Origin of the sequence: Nocardiopsis sp. NPDC006198 (assembly GCF_040613895.1) — a bacterium.
GTDB classification, from domain to species: domain Bacteria; phylum Actinomycetota; class Actinomycetes; order Streptosporangiales; family Streptosporangiaceae; genus Nocardiopsis; species Nocardiopsis tropica.
In genome coordinates this window covers 1-19,593 of record NZ_JBEXSY010000075.1, presented here as the reverse complement: position 1 = coordinate 19,593, position 19,593 = coordinate 1, and the positions used below count along the sequence as shown (strand labels likewise).

18 protein-coding genes are annotated in these 19,593 nt (G+C 72.9%); 10 read left to right on the top strand and 8 right to left on the bottom strand.

Annotated elements, in window-relative coordinates:
- Positions 1 to 401 precede the first annotated feature (401 nt).
- On the top strand, positions 402 to 2,024 hold the full coding sequence (locus ABZ234_RS29960) for an ABC-F family ATP-binding cassette domain-containing protein (protein ID WP_355014257.1): 1,623 nt from the start codon (positions 402 to 404) through the stop codon (positions 2,022 to 2,024).
- Positions 2,025 to 2,276: 252 nt separating this feature from the next.
- Here the strand turns inward: ABZ234_RS29960 and ABZ234_RS29955 are convergent, their stop codons facing one another.
- Positions 2,277 to 2,993, bottom strand: a complete 717-nt coding sequence (locus ABZ234_RS29955) for a nucleotidyltransferase domain-containing protein (RefSeq protein ID WP_355014249.1) — start codon at positions 2,991 to 2,993, stop codon at positions 2,277 to 2,279.
- A 319-nt stretch (positions 2,994 to 3,312) separates the two neighbouring features.
- Here ABZ234_RS29955 and ABZ234_RS29950 point away from each other — a divergent pair, with 319 nt between their 5' ends.
- The gene (locus ABZ234_RS29950; protein ID WP_267949417.1) at positions 3,313 to 4,338 is read left to right on the top strand and encodes an ABC transporter permease; all 1,026 of its coding nucleotides are present in this window, start codon (positions 3,313 to 3,315) and stop codon (positions 4,336 to 4,338) included.
- A gap of 82 nt (positions 4,339 to 4,420) precedes the next feature.
- Positions 4,421 to 6,232, top strand: a complete 1,812-nt coding sequence (locus tag ABZ234_RS29945; protein ID WP_355014248.1) for an ABC transporter substrate-binding protein — start codon at positions 4,421 to 4,423, stop codon at positions 6,230 to 6,232.
- A 137-nt stretch (positions 6,233 to 6,369) separates the two neighbouring features.
- Here the strand turns inward: ABZ234_RS29945 and ABZ234_RS29940 are convergent, their stop codons facing one another.
- Positions 6,370 to 6,684 (bottom strand): hypothetical protein, encoded by a 315-nt coding sequence (locus tag ABZ234_RS29940; protein ID WP_355014247.1) that lies wholly within the window; start codon positions 6,682 to 6,684, stop codon positions 6,370 to 6,372.
- A gap of 255 nt (positions 6,685 to 6,939) precedes the next feature.
- On the opposite strand from ABZ234_RS29940, the gene ABZ234_RS29935 reads away from it, so the two are divergent.
- Entirely contained in the window at positions 6,940 to 7,329 is a 390-nt protein-coding gene (locus tag ABZ234_RS29935; protein ID WP_355014246.1) for a hypothetical protein, read from the top strand.
- Between the two features lie 35 nt (positions 7,330 to 7,364).
- Here the strand turns inward: ABZ234_RS29935 and ABZ234_RS29930 are convergent, their stop codons facing one another.
- On the bottom strand, positions 7,365 to 7,709 hold the full coding sequence (locus tag ABZ234_RS29930) for a hypothetical protein (protein ID WP_355014245.1): 345 nt from the start codon (positions 7,707 to 7,709) through the stop codon (positions 7,365 to 7,367).
- A gap of 382 nt (positions 7,710 to 8,091) precedes the next feature.
- Here ABZ234_RS29930 and ABZ234_RS29925 point away from each other — a divergent pair, with 382 nt between their 5' ends.
- Entirely contained in the window at positions 8,092 to 9,105 is a 1,014-nt protein-coding gene (locus tag ABZ234_RS29925) for an ABC transporter permease (RefSeq protein WP_344183082.1), read from the top strand.
- A gap of 107 nt (positions 9,106 to 9,212) precedes the next feature.
- Positions 9,213 to 11,021, top strand: coding sequence for an ABC transporter ATP-binding protein (locus ABZ234_RS29920; protein ID WP_355014244.1), 1,809 nt, complete (start codon positions 9,213 to 9,215; stop codon positions 11,019 to 11,021).
- 127 nt (positions 11,022 to 11,148) lie between these two features.
- Here ABZ234_RS29920 and ABZ234_RS29915 read toward each other — a convergent pair whose 3' ends face one another.
- Both ABZ234_RS29915 and ABZ234_RS29910 read right to left on the bottom strand, forming a co-directional pair.
- Positions 11,149 to 11,928 (bottom strand): sporulation protein, encoded by a 780-nt coding sequence (locus ABZ234_RS29915; RefSeq protein WP_355014243.1) that lies wholly within the window; start codon positions 11,926 to 11,928, stop codon positions 11,149 to 11,151.
- 135 nt (positions 11,929 to 12,063) lie between these two features.
- Positions 12,064 to 12,663, bottom strand: a complete 600-nt coding sequence (locus ABZ234_RS29910; protein ID WP_355014242.1) for a TetR/AcrR family transcriptional regulator — start codon at positions 12,661 to 12,663, stop codon at positions 12,064 to 12,066.
- A gap of 144 nt (positions 12,664 to 12,807) precedes the next feature.
- Here ABZ234_RS29910 and ABZ234_RS29905 point away from each other — a divergent pair, with 144 nt between their 5' ends.
- Entirely contained in the window at positions 12,808 to 13,194 is a 387-nt protein-coding gene (locus tag ABZ234_RS29905) for a hypothetical protein (RefSeq protein ID WP_267949427.1), read from the top strand.
- Between the two features lie 112 nt (positions 13,195 to 13,306).
- Positions 13,307 to 13,669, top strand: coding sequence for a GntR family transcriptional regulator (locus tag ABZ234_RS29900; protein WP_344182759.1), 363 nt, complete (start codon positions 13,307 to 13,309; stop codon positions 13,667 to 13,669).
- 28 nt (positions 13,670 to 13,697) lie between these two features.
- Here the strand turns inward: ABZ234_RS29900 and ABZ234_RS29895 are convergent, their stop codons facing one another.
- From ABZ234_RS29895 to ABZ234_RS29885, 3 genes are all read right to left on the bottom strand, one after another.
- A complete protein-coding gene (locus tag ABZ234_RS29895; RefSeq protein ID WP_355014241.1) occupies positions 13,698 to 14,054 on the bottom strand; it encodes a hypothetical protein in 357 nt (118 codons plus the stop codon).
- A 135-nt stretch (positions 14,055 to 14,189) separates the two neighbouring features.
- Positions 14,190 to 15,596 carry an RNA polymerase sigma factor gene (locus ABZ234_RS29890; protein WP_355014240.1) on the bottom strand — a complete coding sequence of 469 codons (1,407 nt, stop codon included), beginning with the start codon at positions 15,594 to 15,596 and terminating at the stop codon, positions 14,190 to 14,192.
- 532 nt (positions 15,597 to 16,128) lie between these two features.
- Positions 16,129 to 17,304 (bottom strand): AMP-binding protein, encoded by a 1,176-nt coding sequence (locus ABZ234_RS29885; protein ID WP_355014256.1) that lies wholly within the window; start codon positions 17,302 to 17,304, stop codon positions 16,129 to 16,131.
- Between the two features lie 320 nt (positions 17,305 to 17,624).
- On the opposite strand from ABZ234_RS29885, the gene menB reads away from it, so the two are divergent.
- Positions 17,625 to 18,464 (top strand): 1,4-dihydroxy-2-naphthoyl-CoA synthase, encoded by an 840-nt coding sequence (gene menB, locus ABZ234_RS29880; protein ID WP_267949431.1) that lies wholly within the window; start codon positions 17,625 to 17,627, stop codon positions 18,462 to 18,464.
- Positions 18,461 to 19,447 (top strand): o-succinylbenzoate synthase, encoded by a 987-nt coding sequence (locus tag ABZ234_RS29875; protein ID WP_355014239.1) that lies wholly within the window; start codon positions 18,461 to 18,463, stop codon positions 19,445 to 19,447. Before menB ends, ABZ234_RS29875 begins: the two co-directional genes overlap by 4 nt.
- The last annotated feature ends 146 nt before the right edge of the window (positions 19,448 to 19,593 follow it).

The following is a 19,593-nucleotide window of genomic DNA, read 5'->3' as shown; positions in this document are numbered from 1 at the left end:
GCGCCTTCCGCGCCGGCCCGGTTAGCCTGGCGGGGACATGCTGAACTGACATCGAGACCGATCCGCCGCGTGCGCGGGGCTCGCCCGTCCAGGGCTCGAGCCCGCTGTCCAGCCCGGCGGACCCACGTTCCCTGTTTCCCGTTCGCGGCGTCCCCAGGACCCGTGGACCCGTGGCGCGGTCTCGATGTCGGCGACGGACCCCTGTCCGTCGTCCCGGGCCGCTCCACGGACCCGCCTTCGAGGCGCACCGGGAGGGGACGGCACCGGTCAGGCGTCGAGGCCCGCCCCCAGACGAAGGGCGGTCCCACTCCGTGACCCGTGAATCCACATCCGTACCGGCCGCGTCGGCGAAGACCCCGAGGCCGCCCCTCCCGGCGGCTCCCGGCACGGGCGGTCCACCGCTGCTGCGCGCCCGCGACCTGGCCCGCGTCTACGGCGACCGCGTGGTGCTCGACGGTGTCGGCCTCGACGTCGCCCCGGGCCAGAGGCTGGGGCTCGTGGGCGAGAACGGCGCGGGCAAGTCCACCCTGCTGCGCCTGCTGTCGGGGGAGGAGGAGCCCGACGCCGGCAGGGTGGAACGACCCGCCGACACCGGGTTCCTGTACCAGGAACTGCCCTATGGGCCGGAGACGACACCGGCCCAGGTCCTGGAGGGGGCCCTGGCGCCCGCCAGGCGTGTGGAGGGGCGGCTCACGCAGACCGCGGCCGCTCTCGACGGCGCCCCCGAGGACGCGGGGCTGCTGGCGGCGTACGCGGAGGCGCTGGCCGACGCCGAGCGCGGGGAGGTGTGGGACGCCGACCGGCGCGCGGAACTGGTGGTGGCCGGGCTCGGACTGGACGGGGTCTCCCCGGACCGTCCGGTGGGACGGCTGTCGGGCGGTCAGCGAGGTCGCCTGGGCCTGGCCGCGCTGCTGGTCCGCCGTCCGCGCGCGCTCCTGCTGGACGAGCCGACCAACCACCTGGACGACCGGGCGCTGGAGTTCCTGGAGGGGTACCTGAGGGGGCTGCCGGGGGTGGTGGTGCTGGCCAGCCACGACCGGGTGTTCCTGGACGCGGTCTGCACGGGTCTGCTGGACCTGGACCCGGCCGTGGAGGGGCCCGTGTACTACGGCGGCGCGTACTCGTTCTACCTGGAGGAGAAGAGGGTGGAGCGGGAGCGCTGGGAGCAGCGCTACCAGCGGGAGCAGAACGACCTGAAGGGGCTGCGCGAGGCGGTGCGCACCACGTCGCGGCAGGTCGCGCCGGACCGGGCGCCCCGGGACAACGCCAAGATGGCGTACGACTACTCCGGCGGGCGCGTGGACAAGCAGGTGTCGCGCCGCGTGCGCAACGCGCGGGGGCGCCTGGACGACCTGGAGCGCGACCAGGTGCGCAGGCCGCCGAGGCCGCTGGTGTTCGGCGCCGCCCTGACCCGTGACCCCGGGGAGGCCGGCGGGAACGCGATCACGCTGCGGAACGCGGTGGTGCCGGGGCGGCTGCGCCTGGACCGCCTGGACGTGCCTTCGGACGGCCGGCTCCTGGTGACGGGCCCGAACGGGGCCGGAAAGTCCACACTGCTGTACGCCCTGGGGCGCCGGCTGCGGCCGGAGTCCGGTGAGGTGCTGTGGCGGAGGGGCGTGTCGGTGGCGCTGCTGGAGCAGGACGTGGTGTTCCGCGACCCTCAGCGGACCCCGCGCGGGCTCTACGACGGGTTGAACGCGTCGCTGCCCGACGCTCCGCGCCTGACGGACCTGGGCCTGGTGGCGCCGCGCGACCTGGACCGGCCGGTGGGGGAGCTGAGCGTGGGGCAGCGCCGACGGCTAGCGCTCGCGATGCTGGTCGGCCACTCCCCGGACGTGCTGCTGCTGGACGAGCCGACCAACCACCTGTCGCTGTCCCTGGCGCAGGAGCTGGAGGAGGCGCTGGGCACGGCGCCGGGGGCCGTGGTGGTGGCCTCGCACGACCGCTGGCTGCGCCGCAACTGGTCCTGGGACGAGCTGCGGCTGGTCGACGGCGGCGCGGCGGGGGCGGAGGCCGGGTTCTAGGGCCGGGCCGCGAACGTCGCCGGTGGGGCGGGAGGGGGTTTCCGTGGGAACCCTCCCCGTCACCACCGTGGTGGGTCAGTGGAACGTGTACTTCTGGGCGGCTTCGACGCCCGAACGCGCTGGAGGTACGAGAAAGCGGCGGAGGAAGGGACCGGCGCGAAACAGGAAAAATGGGCGAATCTACGACATAAAGGTGAGGGATTTCGAGTTCGACAAGGGACCCGAACACAAGGAGTACCGGCCTCCCCGGGTTCACCGCCCCGGCCGGTGGGGGCACACCACCGTGTGGCCCGCCCACAGCGGCCCTCCGGTGCGGTCGAGCACCTCACGGACGACCCCGTGCGCCCGATCCGGCTCGCCCATGGCCCGCACGACCCGGTCGGCCAGGCCGGGGGCCAGGTCGCGGAGCTCGCGCAGCAGCCACTTGCCGGATCCCTGCCAGTGGCGCGCGGCGGCCAGGGCCAGACGTGAGGCCTCGGTCAGCGCCCGCCAGGCGACGAAGGCCCTCTCCCCGGGGTCGGTCGCCCCGGAGAGGTCGTCGAGCAGGTCGGTGAGGACGAAGTGGTGCTCGTCGAGCTCCGCCGGGGACAGGGGCGCGGGGCCGGCCGCCAGCCGGGCCCGCATCCGCTCCCGGAACCCGGCGCCGAGGCCGCCCGTGTCGGTCACCACCACCCCCTCCGCGAGCAGGCGCGGGATCCCCGGCCAGCGCCGGGCCAGGTTGTCCTCGCAGTAGGCGGCCAGGGTCTGCGGGTCGTGGACCAGGACCTCGACCGGCCAGCCGAGCCAGTGCAGGGAGCTGCGGTAGGGGGCGGGCCTGGGCGGGGTCACCACGACCACGTCCAGGTCGGAGGTCGGGGTGAGGCGCCCGGCGGCCGAGCTGCCGCCGAGGACCACCGCCAGGGCCTCGGGGAACAGGCGGCGGGAGAGGTCGATGACCGTGGGGACGGGGGCCGGCCGTTCTCTGCTCATTCCGTGGTCCTACCGCACCGGAGGCCGGTCCACGCGCGGGCCCGGGCGGGCGTGGAGGAGTTCTGCGTTGTTCCCCGGGGCCCGGGGCGGGCCCCGGGTGGGCGACCGGGGACACGCTGTCGCGCCTGCGCCCCCGGTTCGGGGGCGGACCGTGCCTCCGGGGCGGACCGGTGCTCCGCATAATCACGGTTTGTTGCCTTCTGTCCCGCGCTGGACATGCCGGTCGGCGACCGGCGCGGACGCTGGAAACGCCCATGTCAGTCGTGCAATCTTTGCGTAGTCGATCAACTACTAAAAGTGATGACGGGGGCAGGGCCACATGACCGCGCCGATGGACGTGCCCGAGTCGTCCCGACACGCCGACCCCGAGGCGGTGGTCGCGGGCGCGGCCAACGCGGCGAACAGGTCCCTGCGCCAGATCGCCTGGCAGAGGTTCCGCAGGGACAAGGTCGGCATGGCCGGCGGGATCATCGTCGTCCTCCTCATCCTCGTGGCCCTGTTCGCACCCCTCCTCACCGCCTGGTTCGGCCACCCGCCCAACCAGTTCGACCAGGACCTGGTCGACCCGCTCACCGGCGGGGTCCTGCGCGACCCCGACGACCCCGCCCAGGGGCTCGACCCGTGGGGCGGCATCAGCGCCCAGCACCTCCTGGGCGTCGAACCCGTCAACGGACGCGACCTGTTCAGCCGCATCGTCTACGGCGCGCGCACCTCCCTGCTGGTCGCCACCGTCGCCACCGTGGTGTGCGTCCTGATCGGCACCGTCCTCGGCATCGTGGCCGGGTACTTCGGCGGCTGGATCGACACCGTCATCAGCCGGGCCATGGACATCTTCCTGGCCTTCCCGCTGCTGCTGTTCGCCATCGCCCTCGTCGGGGTCATCCCCGACGGCGCCTTCGGCCTCTCCGGCAACAACCTGCGCATCGGCGTGCTGGTGTTCATCATCGGGTTCTTCAACTGGCCCTACATCGGCCGCATCGTGCGCGGACAGACCCTCACCCTCAAGGAGCGCGAGTTCGTGGAGGCCTCGCGCAGCCTCGGCGCGGGCAGCGCGCACATCGTCTTCCGCGAGATCCTGCCCAACCTGGTCACGCCGATCCTCGTCTACTCCACCCTGCTCATCCCCACGAACATCCTCTTCGAGGCGGCCCTGAGCTTCCTGGGGGTGGGCATCAACCCGCCCACCGCCACCTGGGGCGGGATGCTGGAGGGAGCCCTGCGCTTCTACACGACCTCGCCGCACTTCGTGATCATCCCGGGCCTGGCCATCTTCGTCACCGTCCTGGCCTTCAACCTCTTCGGGGACGGGTTGCGCGACGCGTTTGACCCCCGCTCCTCCGACTGACGCACCGGGTCCGGCCCGGGCCGGACCGTTCACCGGACCGTGCGGGGCGCGGTCCCACCATCGAATCCGACCAGGAGGCAAGGTGAGTACCCATCACTTCACACACGCGGGGCCGTCCAGGCGGCGCCGCGGGAGCGGCCTGGCCACCGCGTGCACGGCCGCGGCGGCGGCCGTGGCACTGCTGCTGAGCGCCTGCGGGGACGGCCGCGGCGGAGGTGGGGGAGGCGCGGTCGACGCGGAGTTCAACCAGGGGGAGACGGAGATCGTCAACCCCTCCGACCAGACCGGCGGCACCCTGAGGTACGCCATCTCCTCGGACTTCGACTCGCCCGACCCCGGCAACACCTACTACGCGTTCAGCTGGAACTTCACCCGCTACTACGCGCGCACCCTGCTCACCTACACCGAGGCTCCGGGGGAGGGCGGTACCGAGCTCCAGCCGGACCTGGCGGAGGGCATGCCGCAGGGCAACGAGGACTCCACCGAGTGGACCGTCAAGCTCAAGCCCGGCCTCAAGTACGAGGACGGGTCCGAGATCACCGCCGAGGACGTCAAGTACGCCATCGCGCGCAGCAACTTCGGCGACCAGGCGCTGCCCAACGGGCCCAAGTACTTCCAGGAGCTGCTGGCCGACAGCGACGACTACGAGGGGCCCTACGCGGACGAGGCCGACCCCCTGGCCGGGTTCGACGGCATCGAGACCCCGGACGACCACACCCTCGTCTTCCACCTGAACACGAGCTTCTCGGAGTTCCCGTACGTCCTGGTGCAGCCCCAGACGGCTCCGGTCCCGGCCGAGGCCGACCGGGGCGAGCAGTACCAGAGCCACGTCATGTCGTCCGGGCCCTACAAGTTCGACGGCGACTACCGGCCCGGCGTCTCCCTGAACCTGGTGCGCAACGACCAGTGGGACGCGGCCACGGACCCGACCCGCAGGGCCCTGCCCGACCGGATCGAGGTCCAGCTCGGGGTCGACCAGAACGAGATCGACCAGCGCCTGGTCAACGGCGAGGTCGACGTCGACCTCGCCGGCGCGGGGGTGGGCCCTGCCATGAAGGGCACGCTGATCACCGACGACAACCAGCGGCACAGCGTCGACAACCCGCAGACCAACACGCTGCGCTACGTCAACATCAACACCGTCATCGAGCCCCTGGACGACCCCGCCTGCCGGGAGGCGGTCATGTTCGCCGCGGACCGCGACGCCCTCCAGCGGGCGTGGGGCGGCGACACCGGCGGTGACATCGCGACGCAGCTGATGCCCGCCGCGCTCCCGGGCGCCGATCCGAGCATCGACCTGTACCCCTCCCAGGACAACAAGGGGGACCTGGACAAGGCCCGCGAGAAGCTGGAGGAGTGCGGTGAGCCCGACGGGTTCTCCACGGCGATCGGCGCCCGCGCGGACCGGCCCACCGACGTGAGCACGGCCGAGGCCCTCCAGCAGGCCCTGGCCCGTGTGGGCATCGACGTGGAGATCAAGCAGTACCCGTCGGACAGCTACACCAACACCCAGGCCGGGTCCCCGGACTTCGTGCACGAGAACGACCTCGGGCTGACCGTGTACGGGTGGGCGCCGGACTGGCCCAGCGGCTACGGGTTCATGAGCAAGGTGCTGGACGGCGACGCCATCCAGGACGCGGGCAACACCAACATCTCGGAGCTGGACGACAGCCGGATCAACGACTGGTTCGACGAGGTGGTCACCGTCGACGACCAGGAGGAGCGCGCGTCGATCTACACGCGGATCGACGAGCGTGCCATGCAGCAGGCCGTGATCGTCCCGGCCGTGTTCGAGCGGACCGTCCTGTACCGGCCGCCGCACCTGACCAACGTCTACTACCACGCGGGCTACTCCATGTACGACTACATGGCCCTGGGCACCACCCGGGAGTAGGGGCAGCGGGCAGGACGCGTCGCGGGTCGGTGGGTGCCTCTCCTCGGGTCGGGAGGCGCCCGCCGACCGCCCCGCACCTCTGGGAGCCGGACCGGCTCCCAGAGGCGCGGGGCTCGGCCGAACGGGAGACACGAGCGTCAGAGGCGAGGGGCCGGGTCCCCGGTGTCCGGGCGGTTTTCAAGCCACATGTCGAGCTGTATACCCCCGGATTTTTGTAGCCACCGTCCCTCGAAGTTCGCCATGAGGTCGACGACCTCCGGTGCGAGAAACCCGTCGGGCAGGGGCTCGTCGACCTCTTCCCACTGGCCGAAGCGGATCTTGGACCACACGGTCCCGTTGAAGGACGGGTTGACCGTGGTGATCGGCGCGTCGTTCTCGTTGACGATCAGTCCTGCGTGTCCGTAGGCGACCAGGACGGTCCCGTCCGGCTGTCGGGCGGCGATGCGCGGCATCTGACACCTCGTTGTTCGGGAGTGCTCGGCCCCGGAACAGGCCGTCGGGGCTCGTGTCCTCATCCTCCTGGTGGCCCCGGGGCGGCGGAACCGATTCTTGACCGTCCACGCCGGGGTTCGAGTCCGCACGGCGCTGCGCGACCGTGGCACCCTACGGAGAGCAACCCGGGGTCGTGGACCCGCCCCGCTTTCCGGCTTGGCCGCGTCGCAGGCGTTGTGGCATGATGCGTCGCATGTTCAACAACAGAAAGGCCCATGCCGCGTAGACGGCCCGGGAGACTGCGCGCCGAGAACCATCCCCGTGCGCGCACAGGACAGAAGAAGCGGTCGGCGATCGACGGCCTGTCGTCCAAGACGATGGCCGAGATCCGGCGGGTCGAACACCGCCACCCGCAGTTGTGGCCGGGCATCATCGGCGAGGCATTCCCCAAGTGGGAGAGGTACGCCCGGGATCCCCGGCGCCCTCCCTGGGACGACCACCTCTATCCCGGCTCGTGGTACTGCTGCTGGGAGTGCTGCGGCAGTCCGATGATGGCCAAGGAGTTTCTCGACCTCCTGGCCCACGCCATGCGGAACCGTCCGGCGCGTGAGCTGCGCGCCCGGCTGCGCCGCCTGGACGAACTCCACGGCGTTCCGTTCCCCTGACACCGGGCCGGCGGCCTCGTGCGGCCGTCCCGTCCTCAGGCGTCGCCGTAGAAGTGCTCCAGCTGCCGGTCCAGGCGCGCCAGGTCCGGGTGCTCGCCGAACACCGCCCCCGCCCACCGTGACAGGGCGACCTCCCGGGGCACGGCCGCCGAGGCCGCCAGCGCCTCCTGCGCGTCCACGCGGGTCCGGTGGAGCCTCTCCGCCGCCGGTCCGAGCCGCCCCCACAGGAACGGCGCCACCAGCCGGTCGTGCTCCGGGTCCCCCCGGCCCGAGAGCGCGTCCTGCACCATGCGCATCGCCTCCGGGTAGTCCACGCCGTGGGCGTCCGCCACGCTCCGGGCGACCCTCGCGCGGTCCGACGCGCTGAACAGGTTCGGCATGGACGTCCTCCTCGAAACGGTGTCTCCCGGGCGCGCCGTGCTCTCGCCCCGCGCGCCGTACGACCTGTGCGCTCCGACGCCGGGGCCGTGGCCCGGGCGGTGGCGCATCCCTGGAAACAGAACTAGCACGGGGAAGGGCCGGACGTGGTCAACTCCGGGTGATCGGGGGGCCTGTTCTCGTCCAGCTCCGGTGCTGCCGTGGCCGCGCCGGGGCCGCGGAGGGCTCCCCGGGACCGTGCACACACACCGGCACGGATAAGCGTGATCAATCGAACACGCTCGGTTACTGTTGCCGGTGCGGGCGCGTCCTGGGCGGTCACCGTGATCCCGGCGGCCCGCCGCGACCTGCCCCGTCCGAGCCCCTGAACGGAGAGCACGCGCGTTGCTGACCTACATCCTGCGCCGTCTGGGCGCCGGCCTCCTGCTGTTGGCAGTGGTCACCCTGGTCACCTTCGCCATCTTCTACGTGGTGCCCCGGTGGGCGGGACGGACCACCGAGCAGCTGGCGACCATGTACGTGGGCCGCGCTCCGACCCCCGAGGCGATCCAGGCCACCATCGAGCGGCTGGGACTGGACAAGCCCGTGTTCGTGCAGTTCGGGGAGTTCGTCCGGGGAATCTTCTTCGGCGCCGAGTACCGGTTCGGCCGCGACACCATCGAGTGCTCGGCGCCGTGTTTCGGCTACTCCTTCCAGAGCTACCAGGAGGTGTTCCCCGAGATCGTGGCCCGCCTGCCGGTGACGGCGTCGCTGGCGCTGGGCGCGGGCGTCATCTGGCTGGTCGGCGGGATCCTGGTCGGGGTGGTGTCGGCGGTGTGGAAGGGCAGCCTGTTCGACCGCCTGGCGATGGCCGTCGCCCTGGCGGGGGTGTCGCTGCCCATCTTCTTCACCGGCCTGCTGGCGCTGGCCTTCCTCGTGCACGCGTGGGGCCTGTTCGCCACGCCGGGCTACGTGCCCTTCACCGAGGACCCGCTGGGGTGGGCGGAGGGGCTGTTCCTGCCGTGGCTGACGCTGGCGTTCCTGCACGCCGCCATGTACGCGCGGCAGACCCGCGCGGGGATGCTGGAGACGCTGGGCGAGGACTACATCCGCACCGCCCGCGCCAAGGGGCTGAGCGAGGGGAAGGTGGTGCTCAAGCACGCGCTGCGCCCGACCCTGACCCCCATCGTGACGATCTTCGGCCTGGACCTGGGCCTGGTGCTGGGCGGCGCGGTCCTGACGGAGCAGGTGTTCTCGCTGAACGGGATCGGCCGGTACGCCGTCAACGCGATCACGCAGAGCGACCTGCCGGTGATCTTGGGGGTGACCCTGTTCGGGGCGTTCTTCATCGTCGTGTGCAACCTGATCGTCGACCTGGTGTACCCGCTGATCGACCCGCGCGTGCGCATCCACGGCTAGTGCCGGACGCGCGGGACGTGCCGCCCGGCGCGCACGGGGCGCCGACCGGGCACCCGCCGAGGAGCAGTCCACAGACCCGCCGGACCGAGAGAGTAGAGGCGTCCCCTATGAGTGAGTCCGCACCGTCCTCCGCCGAGGCCGTCGTCCGGGTGGACGACCTGCGGGTGGTGTTCCCGACCATGGACGGCGAGGTCCGGGCGGTGGACGGGTTGTCGTTCGAGCTGCCCGCGGGAGGTGGGCTCGGCATCGTGGGCGAGTCCGGCTCGGGCAAGAGTGTGACGTCGCTGGCGCTGATGGGCCTGCACCGGGGGAGCCGGGCGCGGATCAGCGGTTCCATCGAGGTGGTGGGCAAGGACGTGGTGTCGGCGTCGGACAAGCAGCTGCGGCGCATGCGCGGCAACGACATCGCGATGGTGTTCCAGGACCCGATGCAGTCGCTGCACCCGCAGTACACGATCGGCAACCAGCTGGTGGAGGCGCTGCGCGTGCACCGGCCGCAGGTGTCGCGTGCGCAGGCGCGCGACCGTGCCGTGGAGTCGCTGGACCGGGTGGGCATCCCGCAGGCGCGCAAGCGGATCAACTCCTACCCGCACGAGTTCTCGGGGGGCATGCGCCAGCGCGTCCTGATCGCGATGGGTCTGATGTGCGACCCCAAGGTGCTGCTGGCGGACGAGCCGACCACGGCCCTGGACGTGACGGTGCAGGCGCAGATCCTGGACCTGCTGGACGAGCTGCGCCGGGATCTGGCGATGGGTCTGATCCTGGTCTCCCACGACCTGGCCGTGGTGGCGGGGTCGGTGGACGAGGTCGTGGTCATGCGCCACGGCGTGGCCGTGGAGCGCGGCGACGTGCGCCGGGTCCTGTCCGCACCCGAACACCCCTACACGCAGGAACTGCTGGACGCGGTGCCGCGCGTGGAGGTCTCCCGCGCCCAGCGGCGGGCGCGCGACCGCTCCGACCGGGCCGCGAAGGCGCGCGCCGAGCAGCGCAGGCAGCCGTCGGGGGCGACGGCGGCGGGTGAGGGCGGGGAGGAGGCCTTCGACGCGTTCGCCCCGTCCCGGGGGCAGGAGCGGGGCGAGGTCCTGCTGCGGGTGGAGGAGGTGTCGCAGAGCTTCAGGGTGCGGGGAGGGCTCTGGGGACGCTCCACGGACTTCTGGGCGGTCAAGGGGGTGTCCTTCGATCTGCGCCAGGGGGAGACGCTGGGGATCGTGGGGGAGTCGGGGTCGGGTAAGAGCACGTTGTCGCGGATGGTGATGCGTCTGCTGGAGCCCACCCGGGGCCGGGTGGAGTTCGAGGGGCGCGACATCACGCACATGTCGGAGCGGGCGCTGCGTCCGCTGCGCCGTGATGTGCAGATGGTGTTCCAGAACCCGTACTCCTCGCTCAACCCGCGTCTGACGGTGGGGGACGCGATCGGCACGGCGCTGAGGGTGCAGGGGGAGAAGGACGGTAAGAAGGTGCGCCGGCAGGTGCAGGAGCTGTTGGAGCGGGTGGGGCTGGAGCCCAACCACTACAACCGGTTCCCGCACGCGTTCTCGGGCGGTCAGCGCCAGCGGATCGCGATCGCGCGGGCGCTGATCCTCAAGCCGAAGCTGATCATCTGCGACGAGCCGGTGTCGGCGCTGGACGTGTCGACGCAGGACCAGGTTCTGCGGTTGCTGTCGGAGCTGCAGGACGACTTCGGGCTGACGTACATCTTCGTGGCGCACGATCTGGCGGTGGTGCGCCAGGTCAGCGACCGCGTCGCCGTCATGCGCAAGGGGGAGGTCGTGGAGCTGGGGACCAGCGACGGCATCTACGGGGATCCGCGGAGCGAGTACACGCGCCAGCTGCTCACGGCTGCGCCCGTGCTGGACCCGGAGGAGGCCCGCCGCCTGCGCGCGGAGCGCGTCCGGCAGCGGGCGGCGGGCGCCTGAGCCCTCCGCGGCGGGACCGGCCCCTCCCGACCGGCCCCGCCGGCCGCCCCGGGCCCTCCCGCGCCGCGACCGCTCCGGGGGAGCCGCCCCGGCGGGGCCGGGCGGACACGCTCCCGGCCCCCGCCGCTCAGAGCAGTCTGCGCCTGCCCGCCAGGGAGTCGATCCACTGGTGCAGGTGGTCCCTCCAGTCGAGTCCGGGGGCGTGGTCGGCGCTGAAGCGGTGGAAGCTGTCGCGGCCCTCGGAGAAGAGCAGGCCGGGCTTCTTGTCCAGCTCCAGCACCGCGTCGAACCCCTGCCCGTCGGTGACCAGGGACAGTTCGAGCTCGTTCAGCCCCCGGTAGCGGCTCGGCGCCCGGAACTCGATCTCCTGGTAGAAGGGGAGCCTCTGGCGGGTGTGGGGGATGTGCCCCCGTTCGAGGTCCGCCTGCTTGAAGGTGAACCCGAGGCCGACCAGCGAGTCGAGGACCGCCGCCTGGGAGGGGAGCGGGGCGATGGCCACGGGGTCGAGGTCTCCGGGGTCCACGGCGCCCGCCACGTGCAGCCGGGTGTTCACCCCGACGTGCATCCGGTGCAGGTGGCGGCCCTGGTGGACGGTGATGGGCGTCTCCCAGGGGACGGGGAGCTCGAAGGGCACCTGGAAGCGCTGCCCGGGCGCCAGGACGGTGCCCTCGCCCAGGCTGACCCGGTGGAACTCCACGTCGCTGTTGACCTCGTGGTCGCCGACCTCGGTCTCGACCCTGGCCTGGAGGCCGACGGTGAGCCGTTCGACCCTCTGCTCGACGCTTCCCGCCTCGACGTGGACGACGCCCCGCAGGACGCCGCCCGGTTGTGTTCCGGCGGAGTCCAGGACCGTTTCGACGGAGGCTCCGCCGAATCCGATTCCGGCGAGCAGGCGTTTGAGGACCATGGCGTGATCTCCGTACCGCGCCGGTGGTGCCGTGGCCGGGCGGCGTGCAGATGAGGGGAACGGGTTTCGGCACCCGGGGAAGAGACGCGGGGGAGGCGTCCGGGGTTCCCGGTCACCGGATGTGTCCTGTCCGGCTCAGGTGAGGCCCCGCAGGAGGGCGCGCAGCCCGAGGTGGAAGCGGGCCTCGGCCTCGGCCTCGTCGGGGGCGTCCTCGTCGTCGGCGTGGCGGACCTGGTGGACGACCGCGCCGACGCAGTAGGAGTGGAGGGCGTCGGCGGCGCGGACCACGTCCTCGCCGGTCAGTCCGGCCTCGGTGAAGGCGCGGTGCATGAGGGCGCGGGTGGCGTCGCTGTCGGGGGTGTGCGGGGCGCGGTGCACCAGCAGGGAGAGCGCGCCGGAGTAGGCGAGCATGCGCGCGCGGTGGGTGTCGGCCCAGTCGGTCAGGCGGACGTCCCAGGGCCGGGTGTCGACGGCCTCCTCCTCCGTCTCCTCGGCGCCGTCCTCCCCGTCCGTGGGGGCGGTTCCGGTGGGGGAGGGCGAGGCCACGTAGGCGGCGATGGCGTTGAACAGCTGTTCCTTGCCCAGGGGGAAGTGGTGGTAGATGGCCATGGCCTCCACCTCCAGGGCGTCTCCCAGCCGGCGCATCGACAGGCCGCCCAACCCGCGCCCGGAGATGATGTGGAGCGCCTCGACGATGATGCGCTCGCGGCTGAGTCCGGCGTAGTTCCTGCTCACGGTGTTCCTCTCGGGGGTGTGGGACGCCAAGGTGGCAGATCCCGGGGACGGGGGCCACCACCGACGCGCGGCCCGGGTCGTCGGATGATCTTCGTCACCTCTAGAGTGGCCTCGACCGACGGTACGCGGGTACGGAGCGCACACATGGGACTTGCCAAGCAGAGCACGACACAGGCGCGCGAGAGCCTGGAGGCCGACCGGGAGCGGGCCGCGCGCCTGCCCGAGCTCCTGCGGGGAGTGGCCGAGGCGCAGGAGGCCCTGGACGCGGTGAGGGGCTCGGGGGCCTCTGTGGTCGAGGTCCACGAGCGGGGCGTGGCGCTGGACGAGGCGCTCACCGAGGCCATGCGGGCCGCCTACGCCAAGGAGCGGACACTGGTGGGGCTCAAGGGGTACCAGGACCGGATCCACCGCCGTAAGGGGTTGGCCCGGCCCCAGGTGCGGGAGGCGACGCAGACGGCGGAGACGCTGCTCACCGCCCGGGAGGCCCACCGGATGCACGGGATCCAGCGGGTGCCGCGCCTTCCGGGATGAGGCCGGTTCCGCCGGTTCGCCGCCGGCGGCCGGGGCGCGCACGGTAGTTTGGTGTTCGGTCCCTCCGGGGACCGGACACCGCAGCAGGCGACCGTGGGGAGCGCAGTAGGAGATGGCGGATTTCATCCGCATAGATCCGACGTCGAAGGTACCGCCCTACGAGCAGATCAGGTCGATCGTGGCGATCGCGGCCGCCAACGGCGAACTCGCGGTCGGCCACCGGCTGCCGACGGTGCGCGCCCTGGCGGGCGAGCTCTCGGTGGCGGTGAACACGGTCGCGCGGGCGTACCGGGAGCTGGAGCAGGCGGGGGTGGTCGAGACCCGCGGGCGTTCGGGGACCTTCGTCGCCGCGGGCGGCGACGACCAGCGCGCGGAGGCGCTGGCGGCCGCGCGCGACTACGCCGAGGTGATCTCCCGCGTGGGCCTGGACCACGACGAGGCCGTGGAGATCCTGCGCGCGGCGCTGAGGCGCTGAGGGCCCGGCGCGGAGCGGGCGCGCGTCCTCAGCGGCGCAGGCCGACCACGGACACCACGTAGAACGCGATCAGGCCCAGCCACACCAGCGGCAGCATTCCCGGGGGGCCCAGGGTCGCGGCGACGGCGCTGACGGGGATGCTGACGCCCAGGCACACCAGCGAGAGCACGAAGCGCACGGTGTTGGAGGGCATCCCGGCCCGGGCGGAGGCTTCGGAGGTCTGACGCGCCACATGGTGGCGGACCCGGTCCTCGATGGTGTCGTCGATGCGTTCGACGAGGGAGGCGGCCAGGGCCTCGTCGTACTCGGGTCCGAGTTCGCGGCTCGCCTTGAGGGCCGCGGCGATCTCGTCGCCGCGGTGGGCACTGTTCGTCATGTGCGCCATCGTGCCACCGCGGGGACCCTCTGTCAGGGGCGTGGGCCCCATACCAGGGGCGAATGGGGGAGATCCCTGAGGCCGGACACGCGTCGGGGCCGCCCCCCGTGCGGGAGGCGGCCCCGTTCGCGTGTCGGACCGCGTCTAGCTCGCGAAGTCCAGCAGCTGCTGGGCGCGGCTGGGGTGGCGCAGCTTGGACAGCGACTGCTTCTCCAGCTGCCGGATGCGCTCGCGGGTCAGCCCGAGGTGCTTGCCGATCTCGTCCAGGGTGCGCGGGCGGCCGTCCATCAGCCCGAACCGCAGGGACATGATGGTCGCCTCGCGGGGCTCCAGGTCGGAGAGCGCGTTGCGCAGCTGGTCGGCCATGAGCTGGCGGTCGACCACCTCGGAGGCCTCCGAGGCGTCGATGTCCTCGATGAGGTCGCCGATACGGGTCTCGCCGTCCTCGCCGATGGTCGAGTCGAGGCTGATCGGCTGGCGGGTGACCCGCAGCAGCTCCTCGATCTGGGCCGGGGTCTTGTCCAGCTCCAGTGCCAGTTCCTCGGGGGTGGGCTCGCGGCCCAGCGCCTGGTGCATGTCGCGCTCCAGCCGGCTCACCTTGCTGAGGAGCTCCAGGACGTGCACGGGAAGGCGGATGGTGCGGGCGGAGTCGGCGAAGCCGCGCTGGATGGCCTGGCGGATCCACCACATGGCGTAGGTGGAGAACTTGAAGCCCTTGCTGTAGTCGAACTTCTCCACAGCGCGGATCAGGCCGAGGTTGCCCTCCTGGACCACGTCCAGCAGCGACATCCCCCGGTCGCTGTACTTCTTGGCCACCGACACCACCAGGCGCAGGTTGGCCTCCAGCATGTGGGACTTGGCCTTGCGGCCGTCCTCGGCCACCCACTCCAGCTCGTCGACCTCGGCCTCGGACATCGTGACGGAGCCGTCGACGTCGCCGTGCAGGCCCAGCCGGTACTCGGCGTAGAGCCCGGCCTCGACGCGCTTGGCCAGGTCGACCTCCTGGTCCGCGGTGAGGAGCTGGCGGCGGCCGATGGCCTTGAGGTAGGTGTGGACCGAGTCGCCCATGGCGGGCGACTGGTCGTCGAGGTCGGCCTCACCGGTCTCCGGATCGGTGGTGGCCTGGGTGGTCTCGGTCTTCTTGGTGCGCCGCGTGGTGCGGGCCTTCCTCCGGGTGGCGGGGCCCTTGCGCGCCCCTGCCTTGCCGGATGCGGCCTTGGGTGCCTCGTCGGTGTCGGGCACCGTGGCGATGAGAGTGTTTTCCAGCACGTCGTCCTCGGCGTCAGGATCGGACACCAGCGCGGAGTCGTCGCCCCCGTTGGCGAGCCGGACCCCGTTCTCGGTGAGTTCACGCAGGATGGATCGGCCGTCTCCGGAGGAGACCCCGGCCGCGGTGAAAGCGGTACGCAGTTCGGAGAGGGACAGGTGTCCCTGGGCGCGTCCGCGGGTGATCAGGTCGGCCAGGGCCGCGTCGGCGGCCGCGTCCTCGTTCTGAGCGGGGCCGTCGGGGGCCTCGGCGTGTGCCGAAGCGGCTAGGGCAGTGCTCGTCATCTGGGCACCTCCCTCCCTTCCAAGACGTATGGCACGTGGCGGAGGGTTCCCGCCGACTGGACGCGCCAATATGTCCAACGTGTCGGGGAGTCAAATGTTCCCTGTCTCGATTGGATATCGTCGAGAGTGGTACAGATCACTGGGTGGAGAGTGGCGAAGCGTGTGCGCGAGCGGGTAAAGGAGCCCGCTCGGGTGCGGCCGCGCCCCGGCCCGGTCGCCCGGCCGGGCCGCGAGGAGGGCGCAGGGACACGAACGGGTGGACCGATGGCTGGCGCCAACTGCGGACCTCCTTGGGAGAGGGGCCGAAGGGACCGGATACTCAGGTAGACGCGGGGGACCTCCGGGAAGTTCCCCGCCGCCCGGGCCCGGCTGTCGTCGGCCGTGGCGGCGCCGCCGGCGGACGGCGCCGACGACCCCCAGGTCAGCGCCCCTCTCCGCGGAGCGGAGCGCGGTACCCGGCGGGCCCAGGGTCCCACGCGTGCGGAGTGCGGCGGTAACGGCGGGGCGGGCGGGCCCCGGCCGGGGCCCGGCCTCAGGAGGCGGCGCCCCGCAGCGCCACCAGGTCCGGCTTGCCCGAGGCCAGCATCGGCAGGGACCCGCGCAGGTCCAGCTCCCGCGGCGCCGCGTAGGAGGGCAGGCGCTCGCGCACCCACGCGCGCAGCTGCTCCAGCGTCGGGGGCGCGTCCGGGTCGGCGGGCACCACCACCGCGCTCACCCGCTCGCCCCACTCCGGGTCGGGGCGGCCCACGACCACCGACTCGGCCACCGCCGGGTGCTCCATCAGCAGGGCGTTGACCTGGCCGGGCACCACCTTGTGGCCGCCGGTGTTGACGACCTCGTCCATACGGCCCAGCACGGTCAGGCGGCCGTCCGCGTCCAGGCGGCCCAGGTCGTTGGTGCGCAGCCAGAGCCGCCCGTCGCCGTCGGCGGACGGCGCTCCCGGATCGGCGGGGCTGCCCGGGGGCAGCCGGTACCCGCTCAGGAGCACCGGTCCCGACAGCAGGATCCGCCCCGGCCCGCCGGGGGCCTCGGCGTCGATCCGCACCCGGACGCCGTCCAGGGGGACGCCGTCGTAGACGCATCCGCCGCAGGTCTCGCTCATGCCGTAGGTGGTCGCCACCCGCGCGCCCGCCGCGCGGGCCGCCCCGACCAGCGCGGGTTCGGCGGCGGCCCCGCCGAGCAGGACCGACCCGAACAGGGACGGGTCCACCCCGGCGGCCATGAGCCGCCGCAGCTGCGTGGGGACCAGGGACACGTGCGGCCGCAGCCGCTCGGCGGCCTCCCGCACCGTGTCCACGTCGAAGGGGGCGTGCACCGCCCGGGTCCCCGTCACCAGGGCGCGCATCATCACCTGGATGCCGGAGATGTGTCCGGCGGGCAGCACGCACAGCCACGGGTCGCCCGGGGCGGCGCCGATCCGCGCGACCGAGGCGCGGGCGGAGGAGCGCAGGGCCTCCGCGGACAGCTCCACCCCCTTGGGGGCGCCGGTGGAGCCCGACGTGGTGACGACCAGGGCGGTGTCGGCACCCGCCGGCGCGGAGTCCCCGAGCGCGGTCACGCCGTCAGGGCCCCGCAGGGACGAGGGCCGCATCGCGGCGAGCAGGTCGCGCACCCGCGCGTCGGGGGTGCCCGCGGGGACGGGCAGCAGGGCGGGGCCCTCGCCGTCCAGGGCGCGGGCGAGCAGGTCCCCGAACCGCTCCGGCGCCAGCCCGAGGACGGCCTGGAGGGGGCGGCCCCCCTCGGACGGGGGGACCTCGACCTGGGTTTCGACCTGATTCTCGCGTGCCACGCCCGCCAGGGTACGCCCGTCCGCCGCCACCGCGCCCGCGGGCTCCGCGAACCCCGGGCCGGGGGCCCCACGCTCCGGGCGGCGACCGGGGCGCGGAGCGCCCGGGGGCGCCGGGCGGCCGGGTGCGTGCCTGTTCGTCCCGGCTCGCCTGGCAGAATGCGTAGGGTTGACGCTTGGACGCGGCCGACGAAGGCGCGTCCGCGTCGTCCCCAGTGTCCCCGTGAGGAGAAGTAGTAGCCGTGAGCAGCGTGATCGACTGGCAGCGGTCGGGCGAGTATTCCGACATCATCTACGAGACCGCGGAGGGCATCGCCAAGATCACGATCAACCGCCCGGAGCGGCACAACGCCTTCCGGCCCCAGACCCTGTTCGAGCTCCAGCAGGCGTTCAACATCGCCCGCGACGACTCCGGGGTCGGCGTGATCATCTTCACCGGCGCCGGCGACCAGGCGTTCTGCTCCGGCGGCGACCAGAAGATCCGCGGCGACGACGGGTACATCGGCGACGACGCCGTGGCCCGCCAGGGCATCGGCCGGCTCAACGTCCTCGACCTGCAGGTGCAGATCCGCCGCCTGCCCAAGCCCGTCATCTGCATGGTCGCGGGCTGGTCCATCGGCGGCGGCAACGTCCTCCAGGTCTGCTGCGACCTGACCATCGCCGCCGACAACGCCAAGTTCGGCCAGACCGGGCCCAAGGTCGGCTCGTTCGACGGCGGTTACGGTTCCTGGCTGCTCGCCGAGACCGTCGGCCTGAAGAAGGCCCGCGAGATCTGGTACCTGTGCCGCCAGTACAGCGCGCAGGAGGCACTGGACATGGGCATGATCAACACCGTGGTCCCGCTGGAGGACCTGGAGAAGGAGACCGTCGCCTGGGCGCGCGAGCTCCTGGAGAAGTCCCCCCTGGCGCTGCGCATGCTCAAGGGCGCCATCAACGCGGTCAGCGACGGCGCCGCCGGGATGCAGCAGTTCGCCGGTGACGCCACGATGCTCTACTACATGAGCGAGGAGGCCCAGGAGGGCCGGGACGCGTTCAAGGAGAAGCGGCGTCCGGAGTTCGACAAGTTCCCGCGCCGCCCGTGACGCCCCCCGTCGGGTCCGGCCCGGAGGGCGCCCCCGCCGGGGGGCGCGCCTTCGCGGTCGGCCTGCGCGACCGCTTCCGCGGCGTCACCGTCCGGGAGGGGATGCTCGTGCGCGGGCCCGCCGGCTGGGGCGAGTTCTCGCCCTTCGCCGAGTACGGTCCGCGCGAGTCCTCCCGCTGGTGGGCGGCCTGTCACGAGGCCGCCTTCCTCGGGTGGCCCGAACCGGTCCGCGACCGGGTGCCGGTCAACGTGACGGTCCCCGCGCTGGGCCCGGAGCGGGCCCGCGCGATCGTCGCCGCGGGCGGTTGCGCGACCGCCAAGGTCAAGGTCGCGGAGAGGGGGCAGGACCCGGCGCAGGACCTGGCCCGCGTCGAGGCCGTCCGCGACGCCCTCGGCCCCTCCGGGAAGGTGCGCGTGGACGCCAACGGCGGCTGGGACGTGGACACCGCGGTGCGCATGGTCCGGGCCCTGGACCGGTTCGGCCTGGAGTACGTCGAACAGCCGTGTGCGACCCTGGAGGAGCTGGCCGAGGTGCGCCGCCGCGTCGACGTCCCGGTGGCCGCCGACGAGTCGATCCGCCGGGCCGAGGACCCCCTCAGGGTCAGGGCCGCGGGCGCGGCCGACATCGTGGTCCTCAAGGTCCAGCCCCTGGGCGGGGTGCGGGCCGCGCTGCGGGTCGCCGAGGCGTGCGGGCTCCCCGTGGTGGTCTCCAGCGCCGTGGAGACCTCCGTCGGGCTCGCGGCCGGGGTGGCCCTGGCCGCCGCGCTGCCGGACCTGCCCCACGCGTGCGGGCTCGCCACCGGGCAGATGCTCACCGCCGACGTCACCGCGGACCCGCTGCTGCCCCTGGACGGGTTCCTGCCGGTCCGGCCGGTGGCGGTGGACGAGGAGAGCCTGCGCGCGGTGGAGGTGGACCCCGCCGGGTGGCGTGCCCGGGCCGAGGCGGCCCGCGCCGCTGCGGACGAGGTCTCCGGAACCGGCTAGCCCCGGCCCGGCGGACCGGCGCCGGGGCCGGCGCCGAGGCGGGGGGGGGGCCCGCGGGGCGCGCAGCGGCAGGGGTGGGCGCAAAACCCGGGTGGTTAGGACAGCCACCAAGTGGGGTGGGTTGTTTTTGGGGGGGGGACCCCCGG

Coding starts and splice junctions, on each gene's coding strand:
- ABZ234_RS29905 (WP_267949427.1), top strand. CDS start 12,808: ATGGGACTTGCCAAGCAGAGCACGACACAGGCGCGCGAGAGCCTGGAG.
- ABZ234_RS29940 (WP_355014247.1), bottom strand. CDS start 6,684: ATGCCGCGCATCGCCGCCCGACAGCCGGACGGGACCGTCCTGGTCGCC.
- ABZ234_RS29950 (WP_267949417.1), top strand. CDS start 3,313: ATGACCGCGCCGATGGACGTGCCCGAGTCGTCCCGACACGCCGACCCC.
- ABZ234_RS29920 (WP_355014244.1), top strand. CDS start 9,213: ATGAGTGAGTCCGCACCGTCCTCCGCCGAGGCCGTCGTCCGGGTGGAC.
- ABZ234_RS29935 (WP_355014246.1), top strand. CDS start 6,940: ATGCCGCGTAGACGGCCCGGGAGACTGCGCGCCGAGAACCATCCCCGT.
- ABZ234_RS29955 (WP_355014249.1), bottom strand. CDS start 2,993: ATGAGCAGAGAACGGCCGGCCCCCGTCCCCACGGTCATCGACCTCTCC.
- ABZ234_RS29890 (WP_355014240.1), bottom strand. CDS start 15,596: ATGACGAGCACTGCCCTAGCCGCTTCGGCACACGCCGAGGCCCCCGAC.
- ABZ234_RS29900 (WP_344182759.1), top strand. CDS start 13,307: ATGGCGGATTTCATCCGCATAGATCCGACGTCGAAGGTACCGCCCTAC.
- ABZ234_RS29895 (WP_355014241.1), bottom strand. CDS start 14,054: ATGGCGCACATGACGAACAGTGCCCACCGCGGCGACGAGATCGCCGCG.
- ABZ234_RS29930 (WP_355014245.1), bottom strand. CDS start 7,709: ATGCCGAACCTGTTCAGCGCGTCGGACCGCGCGAGGGTCGCCCGGAGC.
- ABZ234_RS29915 (WP_355014243.1), bottom strand. CDS start 11,928: ATGGTCCTCAAACGCCTGCTCGCCGGAATCGGATTCGGCGGAGCCTCC.